This window comes from Ideonella azotifigens (assembly GCF_021043325.1).
Taxonomy (GTDB): Bacteria; Pseudomonadota; Gammaproteobacteria; order Burkholderiales; family Burkholderiaceae_C; genus Ideonella; species Ideonella azotifigens.
The window spans coordinates 22,681-42,008 of the sequence record NZ_JAJNKD010000022.1 but is presented as its reverse complement, the minus strand read 5'-3'; the positions used below and the strand labels follow the sequence as shown (position 1 = coordinate 42,008).

General features: G+C 71.1%; 9 protein-coding genes. All 9 read left to right on the top strand.

The window, feature by feature from the left end; all coding sequences use genetic code 11:
• Positions 1-15 precede the first annotated feature (15 nt).
• The 9 genes from LRH25_RS29140 (at position 16) to LRH25_RS29100 (ending at position 19,324) form a co-directional block, all read left to right on the top strand.
• Positions 16-10,509, top strand: coding sequence for a filamentous hemagglutinin family protein (locus tag LRH25_RS29140; RefSeq protein ID WP_231013029.1), 10,494 nt, complete (start codon positions 16-18; stop codon positions 10,507-10,509).
• A gap of 33 nt (positions 10,510-10,542) precedes the next feature.
• On the top strand, positions 10,543-12,231 hold the full coding sequence (locus tag LRH25_RS29135; RefSeq protein WP_141290815.1) for a DUF2341 domain-containing protein: 1,689 nt from the start codon (positions 10,543-10,545) through the stop codon (positions 12,229-12,231).
• Positions 12,232-12,245: 14 nt separating this feature from the next.
• A complete protein-coding gene (locus tag LRH25_RS29130) occupies positions 12,246-12,656 on the top strand; it encodes an ExbD/TolR family protein (protein WP_141290817.1) in 411 nt (136 codons plus the stop codon).
• Between the two features lie 19 nt (positions 12,657-12,675).
• On the top strand, positions 12,676-13,077 hold the full coding sequence (locus LRH25_RS29125; RefSeq protein ID WP_141290819.1) for an ExbD/TolR family protein: 402 nt from the start codon (positions 12,676-12,678) through the stop codon (positions 13,075-13,077).
• 12 nt (positions 13,078-13,089) lie between these two features.
• Complete coding sequence (locus LRH25_RS29120) at positions 13,090-13,818, top strand: hypothetical protein (protein WP_231013028.1); 729 nt, start codon at positions 13,090-13,092, stop codon at positions 13,816-13,818.
• Between the two features lie 27 nt (positions 13,819-13,845).
• Complete coding sequence (locus tag LRH25_RS29115; RefSeq protein ID WP_170201137.1) at positions 13,846-15,537, top strand: putative porin; 1,692 nt, start codon at positions 13,846-13,848, stop codon at positions 15,535-15,537.
• Positions 15,538-15,539: 2 nt separating this feature from the next.
• Positions 15,540-16,193, top strand: a complete 654-nt coding sequence (locus tag LRH25_RS29110; protein WP_231013027.1) for a hypothetical protein — start codon at positions 15,540-15,542, stop codon at positions 16,191-16,193.
• 117 nt (positions 16,194-16,310) lie between these two features.
• The gene (locus LRH25_RS29105) at positions 16,311-17,138 is read left to right on the top strand and encodes an isocitrate lyase/PEP mutase family protein (protein ID WP_231013026.1); all 828 of its coding nucleotides are present in this window, start codon (positions 16,311-16,313) and stop codon (positions 17,136-17,138) included.
• A gap of 209 nt (positions 17,139-17,347) precedes the next feature.
• Positions 17,348-19,324 (top strand): TonB-dependent receptor plug domain-containing protein, encoded by a 1,977-nt coding sequence (locus tag LRH25_RS29100; RefSeq protein ID WP_231013025.1) that lies wholly within the window; start codon positions 17,348-17,350, stop codon positions 19,322-19,324.
• Positions 19,325-19,328: the final 4 nt, after the last annotated feature.

Below are 19,328 nucleotides of genomic sequence, written 5' to 3'. Positions count from 1 at the left end.
CCAATGGCTTCCGGCATGGCTTCCCCCCGCGCGCTCCGCTTCCCGTCTTCGCTGACCCCGCTGATGGCCGCGCTGGCCACCTGCTGGCCGCTGTGGGTCGCGGCCCAGGCCAGGCCGGCCGCCCCACCGGTCGCGGCGGTGCCGGTGCCCTCGGCCAGCTGGCGGGTCTACGGCAGCGGCGGTGCCGCGCCGGTCAACACGCCCAATGCCAGTGGCGGCGTGAACCAGAGCATCAGCCAGACCAGCCAGCGCGCCATCTACCAGTGGCAGAGCTTCGACATCGGCGCCAACAGCAGCGTCACTTTCGACATGGCGGACAAAGGCTACAGCGCGCTGAACCGCGTGATGGGTGGCACTGCGCCGTCGCAGATCTTCGGCAAGCTCACGGCCACCAAGGGCGGCGAGATCTACCTGATCAATGCCAACGGCATCCTGTTCGGCAAGGGCGCGCAGGTCAACACCGGCTCGCTGATCGCCTCGGCGCTGAACCTCACGGATGACGAGTTCAAGTCCGGCCTGACCAACAGCCTGCTCTACAACACCCTCTCGCCCACCTTCAAGTACGACGGCGAGGCCGCCAACTTCGTCGACAGCAAGAACTTCGTGCGCGTGGACGAGGGCGCGACCATCACCACCGACAACGGCGGCCGGGTCTTCCTGTTCGCCAAGCGGGTGGAAAACGCCGGCAGCATCAGCACGCCCGGCGGCCAGACCCTGCTGGCCGGCGGCGGCGCCATCTACCTGCAGCGGCCCGACAGCCGGCCGCTGTATGCCTCCGAGACCAACCCGGACGTGCCCGCGCTGCGCGGCCTGCTGGTCGAGGTGGGCGCGGGCCCGAAGGACGCGGAAGACCGCCAGGGCAGCGTCGTCAACACCACGAGCGGCCTGATCAGCACGGCGCGCGGCAACACCACGCTGGTGGGCATGACGGTGAACCAGATGGGCCGCATCAGCGCGACCACCAGCGTCACCGAAAACGGCAGCATCATCCTGCGCGCCCAGGGCAACGCCAAGGCCGGCACCAGCAGCGTGGACGCGACCCAGGCCGGCGCGCTGGTGCTGGGTGCCGGCAGCCAGACGACGATTGCCCCTGACAACGCGGCCGAGCAGAACGGCAACAAGCCGTTGACCAGCGACGGCAACGCCACCTTCGTCGCACCGCGCATCGACCTGGCCGGCGCCAGCGTGCTGCTGGACACCGGCGCGAAGATCATCGCGCCCGGCGCCACGGTGGACGTGCGGGCCGAGAAGGTGCCCAACTACGAGCCCACCGCCACGCGCGGCTACGCGGCCGACAAGGGCGTGGACGAGGCTTCGCGCATCGTGCTGGCCGAGGACGCGCTGATCGACGTCTCCGGCACCACCGACACGGTCGCCAGCGTCTCGCAATTCTTCGTCACCACCGGCCTGCTGGGCAGCAACGACCTGAAGGACGCGCCCATCCAGAAGGACGGCCTGCTCTACCGCAGCAAGGTCACCGTGGACGTGCGCCAGGACTCTGCCCTGCTCGGCAGCCTGGAAGGCTACCGCGACGGCATCCAGCAGACGATTGGCGAGCGGCTCTCGGCCGGCGGCAAGGTGCGGCTGACGGCCGGCAGCGGCGTGCTGATCCGCGCCGGCTCGCGCATCGACGTGTCCGGCGGCCAGGTGGCCTACACGGCGGCCGAGGTGCGCGAGACCCAGCTGATCAGCAGCACAGGCCAGCTCTACGACCTCAACAGCGCCCCGGCCGACCTGGTCTACAACAGCGCGCTGAACCTGCAGAAGGGCAGCGCCGCCGGCTACGACCGCTGGGGCGTGAAGGTCAACTACGGCAGCCTGACGCCGACCCACCACGAAGACGGCTACACCGAAGGCCGCGCCGCCGGCAGCGTCGCCATCGTCGCGCCCCGCGTGGTCGCGCAGGGCGCGATGGACGCGCACGTGATGCAGGGCACGCGCCAGCAGCAGGGGCTGGACGCGCAGGCCGTGCGCGGCAGCCTGAACATCGGCGCAGTGGTCCAGCGGCAGCAGGATTTCAGCAGCGACAAGTACAACGGCGACGCGGTGCTGGACTTCTTCAACCTCAGCACCCAGGGTCCGCAGGTGGATGAGGGCCTGTGGACCGACGCGATGGCCGCAGCATTGCCTGCCGCCTCGGGCATGTCGCGCGACACGCTGCTGGACGCCGGCTTCGGCCAGGTGGCGATTGCCGCCAACGGCAATGTCTCGGTGCTCGGCCAGTCGACCAACGCCGCGCTGGACCTGGGCGACCAGGCCACGTTGCGGCTGCTGTCCAGCCGTGGCGACGTGCAGCTCGGCGGCCAGGTGCGCAGCGCTGGCGGCAAGGTCGAGCTGAACAGCAAGCAGGGTCAGGCAACACTGGCGAACGGCACCACGGTGCAGCTGCAAGGCCGCTTCATCAACACGCTGATCGACGGGCCGAAGGCGACCTCCGCCAGCACCGGCGGCAGCTTCTCGGCCTCGGGCAACACCGGTGTGCAGCTGGGCCGGGGCAGTGTGGTGGACGTGTCCGGCGGCGCCGTGGTCGGCACCGACGGCACGCTGCGTGGCGGCAATGCCGGCAGCATCGCGCTGGCCTATACCGCGCTCGACCTGCCCGAAGCGCCGGGCCTGCAGTTGGGCGGCCAGTTGCTGGGCCAGTCACTGGCCACCGGCGGCACGCTGAGCCTCACCGCGCCGAGCTTGCAGCTCGGCAGCTCGGCCGTCGCCCCAGCGGCCGGCACCCAGCTCGTGAACGCTTCGCTGCTGCAGCAAGGCGGCTTCGGCAGCTTCGTGCTGGACGGCAGGCACGAACTGCGGGTGGCGGCCGGCAGCCATGTCACGCTGCACCGCGACGAATGGCAGCTCGACCCGCGCCTGGCCGTGCTGGCGGCGAGCGGCAGCGACTGGCGCAGCCTGGCCACCGCCGGCCCGCTGCCCGGCGTGGCGCCGGCCGCGGTGAACCTGAGCCTGCGTGCCAGCGGCACCGACAGCACCGACGGCCGGCTGGTCGTCAACCAGGGCGCGGTGATCGAGTCGACTGCCTTGTCCACGCTGTCCCTGAGCGCGCGCAACCAGCTGCTGATGGACGGTGCCTTGCACACCGCCGGCGGCAAGGTGGCGCTGGCGGTCTCGGCCACCAAGGAAGAAGTTGCAGGCGCGCCCAGCGACACGATGCTGTGGCTGGGCTCGCACAGCAGCGTCGATGTCTCCGGCACCACGCTGCCGAGCCCGACCACCAACGGCCTGCGCCAGGGCCAGGTGCTGGACGGCGGCAGCATCGCGCTGAAGGTCGGCAGCGATGTGCCGGCCACTTCTCCGGTGCTGGTGATCCAGCAGGGCGCGACGCTGGCCGCCCATGGCGCCAGTGCCGAGCTGGACCGCAGCAGCCTGGGCGAAGGCGGCGTGCGCTGGGCGCGCCAGCAGGTCGACAGCAACGGTGGCACGCTGAGCATAGAGGCCGGCCGCGCGCTGGTCACCGAAGGCAGCATCGACCTGCACGCGGGGGGTGCAAAGGCCAGCGGCGGCACGCTGAACGTGACGCTGAATGCAGCCGCCACGCAGCAGCCCGGCAATGCCGAGAACGTCCGGCACGAACTGCGCATTGCCACAGGCCCGACCGAGAAGACCGCCGGCGTGACGCTGGGCGACACCGCCGCCATCGATGGTCTGAATGACACGGCTTCGATCTCCACCGCCGCCATCCGCGCCTCCGGTGTGGCCAACCTGGGCCTGAGCGCACGCGACAGCTTGCGCTTCCTCGGTGGCGCCAACCTGGATCTCACCGGCACGCTGACACTTGCCTCGCGCTCGCTGGGCGTGCAGCCCGGCCAGGCGGTGCAGCTGAATGCCGGCCAGGTGCAGCTTCAAGGGGGCGTGAGCGGGGCCAACGGCACCGCCATGCCGGTGATGCAGGCCCGCGCTGGCGATGCCACGCTGGGCATCCACTCGCGCGATGGCCTGCTGGTCTCGGGCAACTGGGTCACGCAAGACCTGGCCAAGCTGGCGCTGGCGGCCGAGGGCGACCTGATGCTGCAGGGCCTGAACAGCAGCGCGCTCAAGGGCAGCCTGGTCACCGCTGGCGACCTGTCGCTGCGCGCGCGCCAGCTCTATCCCGGCACCGGCGTGGACTTCCGCATCAGCGCGGTGGACCATGACGTGAGCATCGCCGGCAACGGCGCGGACGCCACCAAGATCGCCGCGCCGCTGTCGGCCGGCGGCACGCTGGGCATCACGGCGGCGACCATCACCCAGGGCGGCGTGGTGCGCGCGCCGCAGGGCCAGATCCTGCTGACAGCCAGCGAAGCCGTGCGCTTCGAGGCCGGCAGCAGCACCTCGGTCTCGGCCGCCGGCCTGCTGCTGCCCTACGGCACCGGCAGCGAAGACCGCTGGCTGGCACCGGACGGCAGCGTACTCGCGGCGGCGCCCACCAAGCGCATCGACATCGCCTCGCCCGACGTGGCCGTGGCCGCCGGTGCGCAGCTGGACCTGTCCGGCGGCGGCGACCTCGCGGCCTACACCTTCGTGCCCGGCCGTGGCGGCTCGACCGACGTGTTCGCCGGCGGCAACGGCGCCTACGCGCTGGTGCCCACGGTGCACGGCGCAGCGCTGTACGACAGCACGCTGGCCGGCGCCGCAGCCCAGGGCCGGCAGATCGAGATCGGCACCGGCGGCCCGGTGCCGGCGGGCACCTACACCTTGCTGCCGGCGCGCTACGCGCTGCAGCCCGGCGCCTTCCTGGTCGAGCCAGTCAAGGCCAGCACGCCGCTGGCGCTGAACACCGCCGTCACCCAGACCGACGGTTCAGTCTGGGTCGGCGCCCGGCTGTCCACCGCCGGCACCGGCGCGGCGGACCAGCAGACCAGCACCTGGCGCATCACCACCCGGGAGATTGCCAGCACGCGCAGCGAGGTCCGCAGCGCATCCGCCAACACCACCTTCACGGACCGTGCGGCGACTGCCGGCACGGCCACGCTGGAGCGCCCGATGGACGCTGGCACGCTGGCGCTGTCCACCGTCAACGCGACGCTGCAGGGCCAGGTGGCGATGGCCGGCGCCAAGGCCGGCACCGGCCAGGCCGCAGGGCGCGGCGGCAGGGCCGAATTCAGCGCGGCCGAGATCGCCGTGGGCGCCGTCGAAGGCGGCGCTGGCGACGGTGCACTGCAGCTCGGTGTTGCCACGCTGAACCAGCTCGGCGCGCAGACGCTGGTGCTGGGCGCACGCAGCGGCAGTGCCGCGGAAGACGGCAGCGTGCCGCTGAACGTCAACGCGCAACACGTCACCGTCGCCACCAACGGCGAGGTGCTGAGCGTGCCGGACCTGGTGATCGCCGCGACCGACAAGGTCGACATCGCTGCCGGCTCGGTCCTGCGCGCAGCACCTGCCAGCGCTGCGGCCGACGCACCCGCCACCTACAGCCTGCAGGGCGACGGTGCCGCGCTACGCCTGGCCAGCGCGCCCGGCGCCACGCTGAGCCGCCAGGGCACCACGCTGCAGGCCGGCGCCTTGAGCGTCGGCGGCCAGGTGCAGCTGCAGGCCAGCAGTGGCAGCCTGCTGCTGGACGCGACCCAGGACGCCAAGATCGCCGGCTCGGCCCAGTTGCTGGCCAGCGAGCTGACGCTGGGCGCGCCGACGCTGACCATCGGCGGCCCGGCCGGCGGGCCTGGCGTGCTGTCGCTCACGCCCGCGCTGCTGGCCCAGGCCAGCCAGGCCAACCAGCTCACGCTGCACGCCTACCGCTTCATCAACCTCAAGGACGGCGCAGTGCTTGGCGAAGCGGCGGACGGCACGCCCACGCTGGACCGCCTGGTGCTGGACACGCCGACGCTGCGTGCCATCGAAGCCACCGGCGCCGGTGCACGCATCACCGCCGGCGAGATCACGCTCACGAACAGCGCCGGTTTGACCGGAGGCGCGGCGCAGGCCGGCGACGGCCAGGTCACGCTGCATGCCAGCGCGGCGGCCGGCGGCAGCGGCGACATTCGCCTGGCCAGCGGCCGCATGGTCGCCCAGGGTGCGGCTTCGCTGACGCTGCAGGCCGACAACGCCGTCGCCATTGCCGGGCGCGACGCCGCACTGGCCAGCGCCGGTGACCTCACGCTGCAATCGCGCGGCGTGGTCGCCGAAACCGCCGGTGCCGACGCCACGCTGCAAGCCGGTGGCAAGGCCTGGCTGACGGCCACTGCAGACAGCGTGGCCCCGCCTTCCGCACTGGGCGCGGCCTTCCACCTCGAAGCCGCGCAGATCCAGCAGGACGGCCGCATCGTGCTGCCGTCCGGCGACGTGAGCCTGAGCGCGCGCGATGGCGTGGTGCTGGGCGCCGGCAGCCGCATTGACGTGTCCGGCCGCACGGTGGCGGTGGGCGAGGCCAGCGTGGACCTCGGCGGCGGCCAGGTGAACCTGAGCGCGCAGGCCGGCGACGTGATGATGCAGGGCGGCGTGATCAACGTCTCGGCTGCCGGCAATGCCGAAGGCGGCCGGCTCAGTCTGGCCGCACCGCAGGGCGCGGTGCAGCTGCTGGCTGGCCAGCTGGTTGGCAGCAGCCAGGGCCAGACCGGCGCAGAGCTGTCGGTCGACAGCGGCGCGGCGGTGGACCTGGCCGCACTGGCCCAGCGCATGGGCGAAAGTGACCCGGCAAGCTTTGCCGGCGCCATCCGGGTGCACCAGCGCAGTGGTGACCTGCTGATCGGCGCGCAGACGCAGCTGGCCGCACGCGAGATCGAGCTCAGCACCGATGGCGGCGCGCTGACCGTGCGCGGCACGCTGGACGCCCGCGGCGCCGACGGTGGTCGCATCGCACTGGCGTCACGCGATGCCCTGACGCTTGCGTCCGGCTCGGCGCTGCTGGCCTCGGCGCAGGCCGTGGACGGCAGCGGCGACGGCGGCCGGGTCGAACTGAATGCGAGCGCCGGCGCGCTGCAACTGCAGGCCGGCAGCCGCATCGACGTGGCCGGTGGCGTCAACGGCGATGCGGGCCGGCTGCTGCTGCGTGCAGCGCGGCAAGGCATCACCGCCGACAACCCCGACGGCGCCGGCGTGGCCATCGCGCCGTTGGCCGCCAGCATCACCGGCGCCGGTCGCATCGACGTCGAAGCCGTCAAGGTCTACGACGGCATCGATACCGTCACCGACTACGCGGCACCGGCCGCCGGCACCCTGCTGGCCAGCACGCTGGCCACCGAAGGCCAGAACTTCATCGGCGCCAACGGCGGCAAGGCCGAGCTGCTTGCGAACCGTCTCGCGGGTGGCAATGCCGACCTGCTGGCTGCCCTGCGCATCCATGCCGGCGCCGAGATCCGCAGCGAAGGCGACCTGTCGGTGGCCATGCAGGGCGGCACCTGGGCCACGCCCACCGAACGCGCGACCGTGCAGCAGAACGACGGCGAGGCCAGCCATGTGGGCGACAGCAGCATCACGCTGCGCGCAGCAGGCAGCCTGAGCGTCGGCTCGTCCATCGCCGCCGGCTTCCACTGGAGCGGGCTCAGCAGCGCCGGCGGCAGCCTGCGCTTCGTCGCCGGCGCAGACCTGAACGCGGCAGCGGTCAACGCGGTGCAGCGCGGCAGCAATGCCGACCTGAGCATCGGCCGCATGCAAAGCGGCACGCCGGCGGTCACCACGGTGCGCACGACCACCGGCGACATCACGCTGGCCGCCGCCCGCGACATTGACCTGACCCAGGGCCAGACCCGGCTCTACAGCTGGGGCGTGGGCAGCACCGATGCGGCGGCGCTGGCCGCGAGCAAGACGCTAGGCCAGGCCGACCTGTTCCGCGTGGACGCGGGCGACCTGCGCGTCAGCGCCGGCCAGTCGGTGCGCTCGCGCTCGGTGACCGCGGATCCGTACCAGCAGTACTACACCAACACCTTGCAGTCGGCCCATGCCAACGGCTGGACGCGCATCACCGAGCGCGGCCCGCTGGTCTACTGGACTTCCGAGCCGGACACCTACGAAGCCGGCTTCCAGCACGGCCTGGCGTCGTTTGGCGGTGGCTGCATCGACGTGAGCGCCGGTACGGATGTGCGTGAGCTGATGCTGGCTGCGCCGACGACAGGCTTCATTGATGCCGACGGCGCGCACAGCTACGGCGGTGGCAGCGTGCATGTGCAGGCCGGGCGCGACGTGGTCGGTGGCCTGATCCAGGCCGGCGGCCGGGAGCTCACGGTGCAGGCCGGCCGCGACGTGGCCTGGCAGGAGAACCAGGCGCTGACCGAGCGCGGTGCGATCACTGCCGGGCTGCAGCTGGCGCACGAGAACACCACGATGGACATCAGTGCGCGGCGCGACCTGACGCTGGGCTCGGATGTCAGCAGCCATGCCGTCGATGGCCGCTGGATCAGCGGACTGGATGGCCAGGCCTCGCTGAGCTTGCGCGCCGCAGGCGGTGACCTGCGCTACCGGGCCGATGCCGAACCCGACACACCGCTCAACACCGCCGGCGACGCGCAGACCGTCAACCTGCTGCCAACGCAGGTGCTGATGGCCGCGCCATCCGGTTCGCTGCAGGTTGGCGGCTACCTGGCCGCTCCGGTCATCCAGCAAGCCGAAGCGGCTGCCGCACGGCTGGACCTGCTGGCCGGCCAGCAGCTCACGCTGGCGACCAGCCTGCAGGTCAATGCCAGCTGGACGCAAGGCGTGTCGTACCAGGATGACAGCGGCATCGACGCGCAGAGCCTGAACGGTCAGGGCCTGCCTGGCAGCGCCTGGCTCGCACTGGGCTATGGCGACCTCGCGCGCGGCGACGGCAACGGCCTGGACCGCACGGACCGCACGCCGGTGCGCATGATCGCCGCGGGTGGCGACCTGGAGGTGCAGAGCTCGCTGCGCTCGGCCCGCCCGGTGCGGTTGATGGCAGAACGCGACATCCTGCTCACAGGCAGCAATGTCAACGCCGGCCTGGAGGTCCAGCAGCAGGCTGTGCGGCTGGACGGCAACACGCCAGCCATCAACGCGCCCGCCAGCGAGCTGAGCCTGCTGCAGGCCGGGCGCGACATCCAGCTCGGTCTGGCCTCCATCCGCGTGGCCGGCCCCGGCGACCTGGTGCTGACGGCGGGTCGCGACATCGACCTCGGCAGCGCCGCCGGCCTGCAGGCAGTGGGCAATGTGGACAACAGCACGCGCCTGTCCGAAGGCAGCGCCCACCTGACGCTGGTGGCCGGCCTGCGCGCCGACGGTGCCGACTACGCCGACGCGGCCCGCCGCGGCTTTGGCGTGCTGGGCGCCGCTGCGCTTGCGGCCCGCGCAGGCGACGTCTATGCCTTGTTGAGCGCAGCCGACGGCCAGGTGCCCGCGCTGGGCAGCGAGGCCGCGAAGGCGTTTGCGGCGCAGGGCACCCAGGCACAGCTCGCGCAGGTGAAGGCCTTGCTGGGCGACGCCGGCTACCAGGCCGCAGTGGTGCGCTACGTGCGCAGCCTGCCGGGCCATGCCAGCGACAGCGACGCGCAGGCGCTCGCCGCCTTGGGCACGCTGTCGGCCGTCAAGCAGGCGGCCGCACCGGCCGCGCTGCTGGCCGAGGCGCTGGGCCGGGCCGACGCCGCGCGGCGCCAGCCCTTCATCGCCGCGGTCGCGAAGGCCGACACGCCGGCCGGCGCCAAGGCGCTGGTCGACTTCATGCAGGCGCAGACTGGCCAGGCCCTGTCGCTGGATGCCGCGCTGGTCGCCTTCGAGGCCTTGCCGCAGGAGCGCCAGCTGCTGCGCCTGAACGCGGTGCTGGTCGACGAGGTGCGCACCCAGGGCCGCGCCGCGGTCGCCGCGCGCCTGGCCGACGACAAGGAGGCCGCCTACGACCGCGGCTACGCGGCCATCAACGCGCTGTTCCCGCTGGAAGGCAACGGCCGGCCGGGCGGCGAGATCCGCCTGCCTGCCACCCAGGCGCGCACGCTGCAGGGCTCCGGCATCACGCTGCTGGCGCCCGGTGGCGCGGTGAATGCCGGCGAGAGCGGCGGCAGCCAGAAGCCGGCCAGCGAGCTGGGCATCGTCACCGTCGCCGGTGGCGACATCGATGGCATTGCGCATGGCGACATCCTGGTCAACCAGTCCCGCATCTTCACGCTGGCCCAGGGCGACATCCTGCTGTGGTCGTCCACAGGCGACGTGGACGCCGGGCGTGGCGCGAAGACGGTCGTCGGCGCACCGCCGCCGGTGTTCCGGCTGGACGGCAACGGCCGCATCGTGGTCGACACCAGCGGCTCGTTCAGCGGCAGCGGCATTGCCGTGCTGGACGCTAACAGCGCGCTGGACTTGTACGCGCCGGCCGGCGCAATTGATGCTGGCGAGGCCGGCATCCGCGCGCTGGGCACGGTGACGCTGGGTGCGGACGTGGTGCGCGGCGCGGACGACATCGTCGGTGGCTCGGTCGTCGGTGCGCCGCCGGCCGCGCCCAACGTGGGCCTCACCGCCGGCCTGGCCCAGGTCAACGAGGCCAGCGCCAGCGCCGCCAAGGCAGCCGGCGACGACGAAGAGGAGCGGCGCCGCAAGCGCCGTGCGCGCCGCCAGTTGCTGCTCGAGTTCCTTGGCTTTGGCCAGGGCTGATTCCATTCCGATCCGAAGAAAAGAAACCCACCCATGATTCGCCAACTGCTGACTGCCCTGGCCCTGTCCACGGTCCTCGCCACGCCGGCCCACGCCTGGTGGAACGACGCCTGGACCACCCGCACCCGCGTCGAGCTGGACACGACGGCCAAGGGCCTGGCGCTGCCCAATGCGCAGGCCGATGTGCTGGTGCCGGTGCGCCTGCACTCGGGCAACTTCGACTTCGCGCTGGCGCTGCCGGACGGCGCGGACCTGCGCGTCGTCGGCGCCGACGACAAGACGCCACTGCCGTTCGAGATCGAGCGTTTCGACGCGATCAACGAACTGGCTGTGTTGTGGGTGCGCATGCCCAGCGTGGCGCAGGGCAGCGACAAGAACCTGCTGCACGTCTACGCCGGCAACGACAAGGCCACGGCCGAAGCCAAGCCTGGCCTGTTCGCGGCCGACCATGCCGCGGTGCTGCACTTCAGCGAGCCGGCCGACGGCCCTGCGCATGACGCCACCAGCAGCGCGGTCAGCACAACCGTGATGCAACGCGAGCCCAACGGCCTGCTCGGCGGTGCGGTGCGCCTGGCCGGCACGCCGCTGAGCTTCGGCCCCAATGCGCGGCTGGTGCTGTCACCCGAAGGCGGGCTGACGATTGCGCTGTGGCTCAAGCCCGACGCGCCGACCGAATCCTCGACGCTGCTGGCGCTGGGCCCCGTCAAGCTGATGCGCGTGCTGGACCAGCTCGAAGCCCGCATCGGCGACGAGCGCCTGGGCGGCGCGGCGCTGCCCGGCTCGGCCTGGTCGCACGTGGTGCTCACGGTGGGGCAGGGCAAGGCCCAGCTCTACATCAACGGCAAGCCGGTGGGCCAGGCCGATGCCTTGCTGCCCGCAGCAGCCACGCCAGCCATGGTGCTGGGCGAGGGCTACAAGGGCCTGGTGGACGAACTGCAGATCCTGCCGGCCGCACGCGACGCCGGCTGGGTCAGACTGGCCGCCGCGGCGCAAGGCATGGACGGCAGCTTCATCAAGAGCCAGAAGGAAAGCGCCGACGGCGGTGGCGAGTCCGGCGGTGGCGGCTACTTCGGCATCCTGTTGAAGAACCTAACCGGTGACGCCTGGGCGGTGATTGGCGTGCTGATCGTGATGTTCTTCATCGCCGCTGCGGTGATGGTCACCAAGGCCATGCTGGTCCAGCGCGTGGGCCGCGACAACGAGCGTTTCCTGGAACGCTTCCGTGCCGACTTCACCGGCCAGGGCCTGAAGACTGCGGGCGAGTTCGTGCACTCCACGCTGTACCGGCTCTATGCCACCGGCGAGGCCGAGATCGCCAAGCGCCGCGAGCGTGGCATGCAGACGCTGACCGGCGCCTCGCTGAACTCGATCAAGGCGACGATGGACGCGGTGCAGGTGCGCGAGAACCACGTGCTGAACGCCCGCATGGTGCTGCTGACGATTGCCATCTCCGGCGGCCCGTTCCTTGGCCTGCTCGGCACCGTGGTCGGCGTGATGATCACCTTCGCCGCCATTGCCGCGGCCGGCGACGTCAACGTCAACGCGATTGCCCCCGGCATTGCCGCCGCGCTGCTGGCCACCGTTGCCGGCCTGGGCGTCGCGATCCCCGCGCTGTTTGGCTACAACTGGCTGGCCTCGCGCATCAAGACCATCTCGGCCGACATGCAAATTTTTGTCGACGAGTTCGTGACCCGCGCAGCCGAGCTGCATGGTCCGCAATAAGCGACTAACAGGCCATGTCAGCTGACGTGAAGAGCGGCAATGAGCCGTACGACGACATCAACATCACGCCGATGCTGGACCTGGCCTATGTGCTGCTGGTCACCTTCATCATCCTGACGACCGCCTCTGTGCAAGGCGTGAAGGTCAACTCGCCGCGCACGCTGGCGGCCAACCAGCTGGCCAAGCCGCAGACGCGCGCGGTGACCATCACCAAGGAAGGCGCGGTCTACCTGGACGCGTACCCGGTCACGCTGGAGGAACTGTCTCAGCGCCTCTCGGCGATGAAGGCGGCCAACCCCTCCTTGCCGGTGGTGCTCAAGGCCGATGCGCGCACCCAGTACCAGAAGGTGACCGAGGTGCTGGAAGTGGCCAAGAAGCTGGACATCACCGAGCTTGGCCTGGTGACGCAGCGCGAAGCGCAGTGAACAAACGGGAGCGCACGCCATGCAAGTCCAGAACGACACCAAGCCCTACGACACGATCAACGTCACGCCGATGCTGGACCTGGCCTATGTGCTGCTGGTGGTCTTCATCCTGATGACGACCGCCTCGGTGCAAGGCCTGTCCATCACGCTGCCCAAGCCGTCGAACACGCCCAGCAGCGAGCACCACGAACTGCTGGTGGTGCAGATCACGGCCGAGGGCGCGCTGCTGCTCAATGGCGCGGCGCTCACGGCGCAGGAGATCGAGCAACGCCTCGCCGCAGCCAAGGCCGCGGACCCGAAGATCACCGTGGCCATCAAGGGCGACGGCCAGGCCAGCTACGAGCCGGTGGTCAAAGTGATTGACCTGTGCAACCGGCTGGCGGTGGACATGGCGCTGGTCACGTCGCGGATCGGCACATGAGCGGGACCTGACATGCACCACACCACCGCCCTGATCGCCCGCCGCCAGCGCCTGGGCCTGAGCAGCCAGCAGGAAACCGGCCGCGTCTCGCAGCCGCTGCTGCGCCGGCTCGCACTGGGCTTGCTGCTGTGCGCCGGCACCGCGCTGGTGATCTGGACCCTGGTCCATTTCGCCAGCGGCAGCACGGCTGGCCCGAAGCGCCAGGTGGCGCGCATTGCGCTGCTGCCGGACACGCCGCCACCCCCTCCGCCGCCACCGAAGGAGCAGAAGAAGGAAGAGCCCAAACCGCAGCCGCGGCCGCAGGCCCAACCCGAGCAGGCGCCCAAGCCGCCGCAGCCGGCCAACGAGCCGCTGAAGATGGAGGGCGCGGCTGGCAACGGGCCCAGCGCGTTCGCGGCCGGTGCCGTCAACAACGAATACCGCGCCGGCCCCACCAGCAGCGGCGGCGCGTCCTCGCCCGGTGTGGCCGACCGTGCGGCCGAGCGGCTGTATGCCAACACCGTGCGCCAACTGTTGCTGGCCGAGATGGAGCGCCGGCTGGCACCTGAGGCCGGCGAGCTCAGCGCGAACTTCGCGCTGTGGATCAACCCCGATGGCCACATCGCCCGCTGGGAAGCCGACGGCGGCACCCCCGCGCTGAAGACCGCGCTGGACGCCAGCGCCGAAGCGCTGCGCCTGCCGGTGCCGCCGGCTGTGGCCCAACCGATGCGCTTTCGCCTGACCGTGCGCGCCGGTGCGTGAGAACAACCCATGTCTTTCGAGAACCCCATGACCCGAATCTCCTTCCGCCTCGCGCCGCTGGCCCTGGCCTTGCTGGCTGCGCTGCCGCAGGCCCATGCCGACACGGCGCCCACCACCAGCGAAGCTGCCGCACTGGGCGAGTTGAAAGCCACCACGCTGGCGCTGATCGACGCGCTGGTCGAACAAGGCCTGCTGACCCGCGCCAAGGCCGATGAGCTGCTGCGCAGGGCCAAGGCTGCTGGCGATGCGGTGGCCGCCGGTAGCCCGGCACCGCTGCCGGCCGAGACCGGCTGGGGCGCGCCGCGCTCGGTGGTGCGCGTGCCTTACCTGAGCGACAGCACGCGCGCCAGGATCAAGGACGAGGTGCGCAACGAGGTGCTGATCGCCGCACGCGAAGAAGGCTGGACCGACGGCCGCCGCCTGCCGGGCTGGCTGCGCTCGGTGTCGATTGACGGCGACATCCGCGTGCGTGCACAGGACGAGATGTTCGCCAACGACAACGTCGCGCCCGAGATCTTCCACGCCCAGACCGACTCGCCCGCCTGGGCGCCAGACCTGACCAACACCCGCAATGATCGCCAGCGCGCCACGCTGCGCGCCCGCGTCGGCTTCCATGCCAAGGCCAGCGACAGCTTCAGCGGCACCGTGCGCCTGGCGACCGGCAGCACGACGGGCAGCCCCACCTCCGAGTCGGTCACCGCCGGCAATGACGGCAACCGGTTCAGCATTGGCGTGGACCGCGCTTCGGTGCGCTGGGAGCCGCTGCAGGGCAATCGGCTGGACGCCGGTCGCATGGGCGTGCCGTTCGATGGCAGCGACCTGACTTGGCCGGACGACATGGGCCTGGACGGCCTGGCCGGCCACGGCGAGCTGGACATGGCCAGCGGCCTGTACGGCTTTGCCACCGCGGGCGGCTTCGCGCTGTCCGAGTTCGCCAACAGCCAGAAGGACAAGGCGCTGGTCGGCGGCCAGCTGGGCCTGGACTGGGCGTTTGGCGACGCCTGGCAGCTGCGCGTGGCCGCAGGCGCCTACAACTTCCGCAACGTGCAGGGCGTGCGCGAAAACGAGCTGCCGCCCACCGGTGCGCTGGCCGGCGTTGCGCCGTACCAGAACAGCGCCTACCCGGCGGCCATCCGGCAGAAGGGCAACACGCTGATCAACCTCAACGCGCCCACCTCGACCGCCGCGCCGGTCTGGGGCCTGGCCTCGCGCTTCAAGCCTGTGGACCTGAGCCTGAGCCTCACCGCGCGCCACTACAACCCCTACGAAGTCAACTTCTCGTTCCATGTGGTGAAGAACACCGGCTTCGACAACGATGACATCCAGCGCCGCGCCGGCACCACCGCGGTGGCCGACCTGAAGGACAAGACGCTGGGCTACCAGGCCAGGCTGCAGTTCGGCCATGCCAAGCTGATCGAGCCCGGCCAGTGGCAGGTCTTCGCGGCCTTCCGCCATTTGGAGCGCGACGCCTGGATCGATGCCTACACCGACACCACCTGGCACCTGGGCGGCACCAACTACAAGGGCTTCAGCGTCGGCGGCCAGTACGCCTTCGACAACAAGGCCACGCTGGGCCTGCGCTTCACCAGCACCCGCAACCTGGACGACAACGTGCGCTTCCTGAGCATCCCCGGCGACCCCAGCTCGATCAGCGGCAACCTCAGCAGCGCGCCGCTGAAGATCGACGTGTTGCAGCTCGAAACCAACCTGAAGTTCTGAGCATGCAATCAGGTCTCTCAATGATCCGCTGCGCCGCACTGGCCGTGCTCTGCAGCGTTGCGCTGGCCCACGCCGCAGACGGTGGCGACAAGCGGCTTGCCCAGGCCAAGGAAGTCGCCCGCGCCGCCCAGGCCGCGCTTCAGCAAGCCCAGCAGGAGCGCGACACGCTGCGCCAGCAGCAGGCCACCGACAAGGCCGAGAAGGAACAGCTGGCCCAGCGGCTGTCCCGCGCCGAAGGGGCGGCGCGCGGCGAACAGGCCGCCAAGGTCCAACAAGCGCAGGCACTGACGGTCGCGCAGGCCGAGCTGGCGCAGTTGCGCACCGAGCTGGCAGCCGAACATCAGCGTCGCGAGCGGGCCGAACGTGCCGCGGCCGATGCGACTGCGCAAGGCCAGCAGGCGCTCGCATCGCAGCGCCAGGTCACCGCCGCCGTCACCGCACTGCTGGAAAAAAGCGTGGCCTCGCTGGCCCGCGCCGAGCAGGCCAACCGCACGCTGCACGGCCTGGGCCTGCAGGCGGTGGATGCCTACACCCAGCGCACCCCCGAAGCCATGCGCGCCCGCAGCGAGCCCTTCCTGGCGCTGGGCGCCGTCACGCTGGAAGACGAAGCCGAAGGCCTGCGCCGCGCGCTGGACGCGCAGCGCGTGGCGCCCTGAGGCGCTGTTCTCCGCACTGCGCTCGTCCATCGACATCAGTTGGAAGCCAGCTGAGCTTGCGGCACACTGGTCGGCTCCCTGCCGGTCCCGCCGCCAACCCCAGCCGAGGGTTCCACCATGAACAACACCTCCGATCGCATCGCCGTCCGGCGCCGCGAGTTCAAGCGCCTGCACGAAAGCGGTTGCTTCGTGCTGCCCAATCCCTGGGATGCCGGCAGCGCCTGCTACCTGCAAAGCCTGGGCTTCCAGGCGCTGGCGACGACCAGTTCCGGCTTCGCCTGGTCGCAAGGCCTGCCCGATGGCCGCCTCAGCCGCGCGCAGGTGCTGGCCCACTTGCGCGACATGGTGGCCGCCACGGACCTGCCGATCAACGCCGACTTCGAGAGCGGCTACGCGGACGATCCGCATGGCGTGACCGAGAGCGTGCGGCTGGCCGTTGCCACCGGCGTGGCCGGCCTGTCGATCGAAGACTCGACCGGCGACGCCGCAAAGCCGGTACGCGACATCGGCGACGCCGTGGCCCGGATTCGCGCCGCCCGCCGGGCGATTGACGAAACCGGGGGCGACACGCTGTTGGTTGGCCGCGCCGAGAACTTCTTCCTCGGCCGCCCGGACCTGGCCGACACCTTGCGGCGCCTGCAGGCCTACGCCGAGGCCGGCGCCGACTGCCTCTATGCCCCCGGCATCCGCACGCCCGAAGAGATCGCCGCCGTCGTTGCCGCGGTCGCCCCCAAGCCCGTCAATTTGCTGGTCGGCTCCGCCAGCCCCTTGACGCTGCAGGACATTGCCGCGCTGGGCGTGCGCCGCGTCAGCATTGGCGGCGGCCTGGCCCGCGCCGCATGGGGCGGCCTGATGCGCGCCGCCAGCCTGATCGCCACCGAAGGCCGCTTCGACGGCCTGGCCGATGCGGCCTCAGGCAAGGTGCTGGATGACTTGATGGGCTGAGAGGCTTGGCAGCGGCGCGCCAGGGCCCGCGGTGGCGCCGCGCCGGCCCTCAAGGCCTGACCTTGGCGGTCGATATAGTCGAGATGCTGTGGGGTCGGTCCCGCGGCCGGACCGGGTGGGCCGCACGTGCCGCCCGGTTTTGAACTTCTCTTTTTTTGCGCTACGCGGCGCTGGGTCCAGTGCCCGCCGCGCTGCAGCCGCGTGCCGCCATGCGTTTGTCCCTGTCGTCCCTGCAGTTTTTCGGTTCTGCCTGTGCCCTGGCTTGCGGCGTCATCAGCCTGCCGTTGAGCGCCGCCGAGCCGACCAGCGCGGCCGAGCTGGCGGCCTTGCCGCTGGACACGCTGCTGGACCTGCCGGTCACCGGCGCCTCCAAATTCGCTTCGCGCGCCAGCAGCGCGGCTGCTGCGGTGACAGTGGTCAGTGCCGAGGAGATCCGCGCGCTCGGCTACCGCACGCTGGCCGATGTGCTGGCCTCGATGCGTGGCGTGATGGTGACCACCGACCGCTCGTACAGCTACATCGGCGTGCGCGGCTTCTATGTGCCGGGCGACTACAACACCCGCGTGCTGCTGCTGATCGACGGCAACCGGATCAACGACACCATCTACGACCAGGCCTACCTCGGCAGCGAGATGCCGCTGGACCTGGCGATGGTCGAGCGTGTCGAATTCATTCCCGGACAGGGCTCGGCCGTGTATGGCGGCAATGCCTTGTTCGGCGTCGTCAACGTGGTCACGCGCCAGCCCGGTGCGGCCGGCACTTCGCTGGCCAGCGTCTCGGCCGGCAGCTTCGGCGCGCGCAGCCTGCGGCTGGCCGACAGCGTGCAGCTGCCCGGCGGCGCGGCGCTGCAATGGTCCATCAGCCGCGCAGTGATGGCCGGCGACACGGTGCCGCTGCCAGACGGCGGCTCGGCCCGCCATGGCGACGCGGAAGGCCGCACCACGCTGTTCGCCCGCGTCCGCCAGGGCGACTGGCGGGCCACGGTGCTGCATGCGCTGCGCACCAAAGGGAATCCGCTGTTTCCAGACGGTGTGCAGGGCGACCCGCGCACCGTCAACCATGACGAGCAGTCATTGCTGGACCTGAGCTGGGTGCATGCGACCGACGAGGGCGACGAGCTCACGGCGCGCGGCTTTGCCGGGCGCTACCGCTTCGAGGGCCGCTATGCGATGGACTATCCGCCGGTGACGGTGAACCAGGACATTGCGGTGGGCCGCTGGTGGGGCCTGGAAGGCCGCTGGCTCAGCACCCGCTGGCAGGACCATAAGCTGCTGGTGGGCGCCGAGCTGCAGGTCTTGCCGCTGCTGCTGCAGCGCAATGCCGACATCGATCCCCCCACCGCGCCGCTGCTCGACGACCGCCGCAGCCTGCAGCGCCATGCCTTGTTCGTCGAGGACCAATACGCGCTGGCCCGCGACTGGACGCTGGACACGGGACTGCGCTGGGACCAGACCAGTGGCAGCGCGCGTGAATTCAGCCTGCGCGCGGGGCTGATCTGGCGGGCCGACGACACGCTGGTGGCCAAGCTGATCCATGGCACCGCCTACCGTGCGCCGAATGCTTTCGAGGCCCACTACCAGGTCCCCGGCAGCGGTGGCTATGAAATCAATCCGAAGCTGACCAGCGAAGGCGTGCGCGGCAGCGAGCTGGCGCTGGACTGGCGGCCCGATTCGCAGGACCGCTACAGCCTGTCGCTGTTCAGCAATCGGGCGCGCCAGCTGCTGGTGCTCAACCGCGACCCGGACAGCGAGCGCTATCGCTTCGACAACCAGGGCGGCGTGCGGACCCACGGCGCCGAGCTGGAATGGGAGCGCATCTGGGCCAGCGGCGGCAGGCTGCGCGCCAACCTGACGCTGCAGCACGGCCGCGACAGCGACATGGACACCCAGGTGGCCGGCTACTCGGCCGAGCGCATGGCCAAGCTGGCGGCGATCTTGCCGCTGGGACGGGGCTGGCAGGCCGGGCTGGAATGGCAGGGCATCGGCCGGCGCGGCGCAGCGGCTGCCTACCAGTTGAGCAACCTGACGCTCTCGACACCGCTGGCCTCGCGCGGCTGGTCCTTCTCGGCCAGCGTGTTCGACCTGTTCGACCGGCGCCATCAGGACCCTGGTGGTGACGCCACGACCCAGCCGGTGCTGCCGCAGGCGGGCCGCAGCGTCGAGCTGCGTCTGGACTTTGCGTTCTGACGCG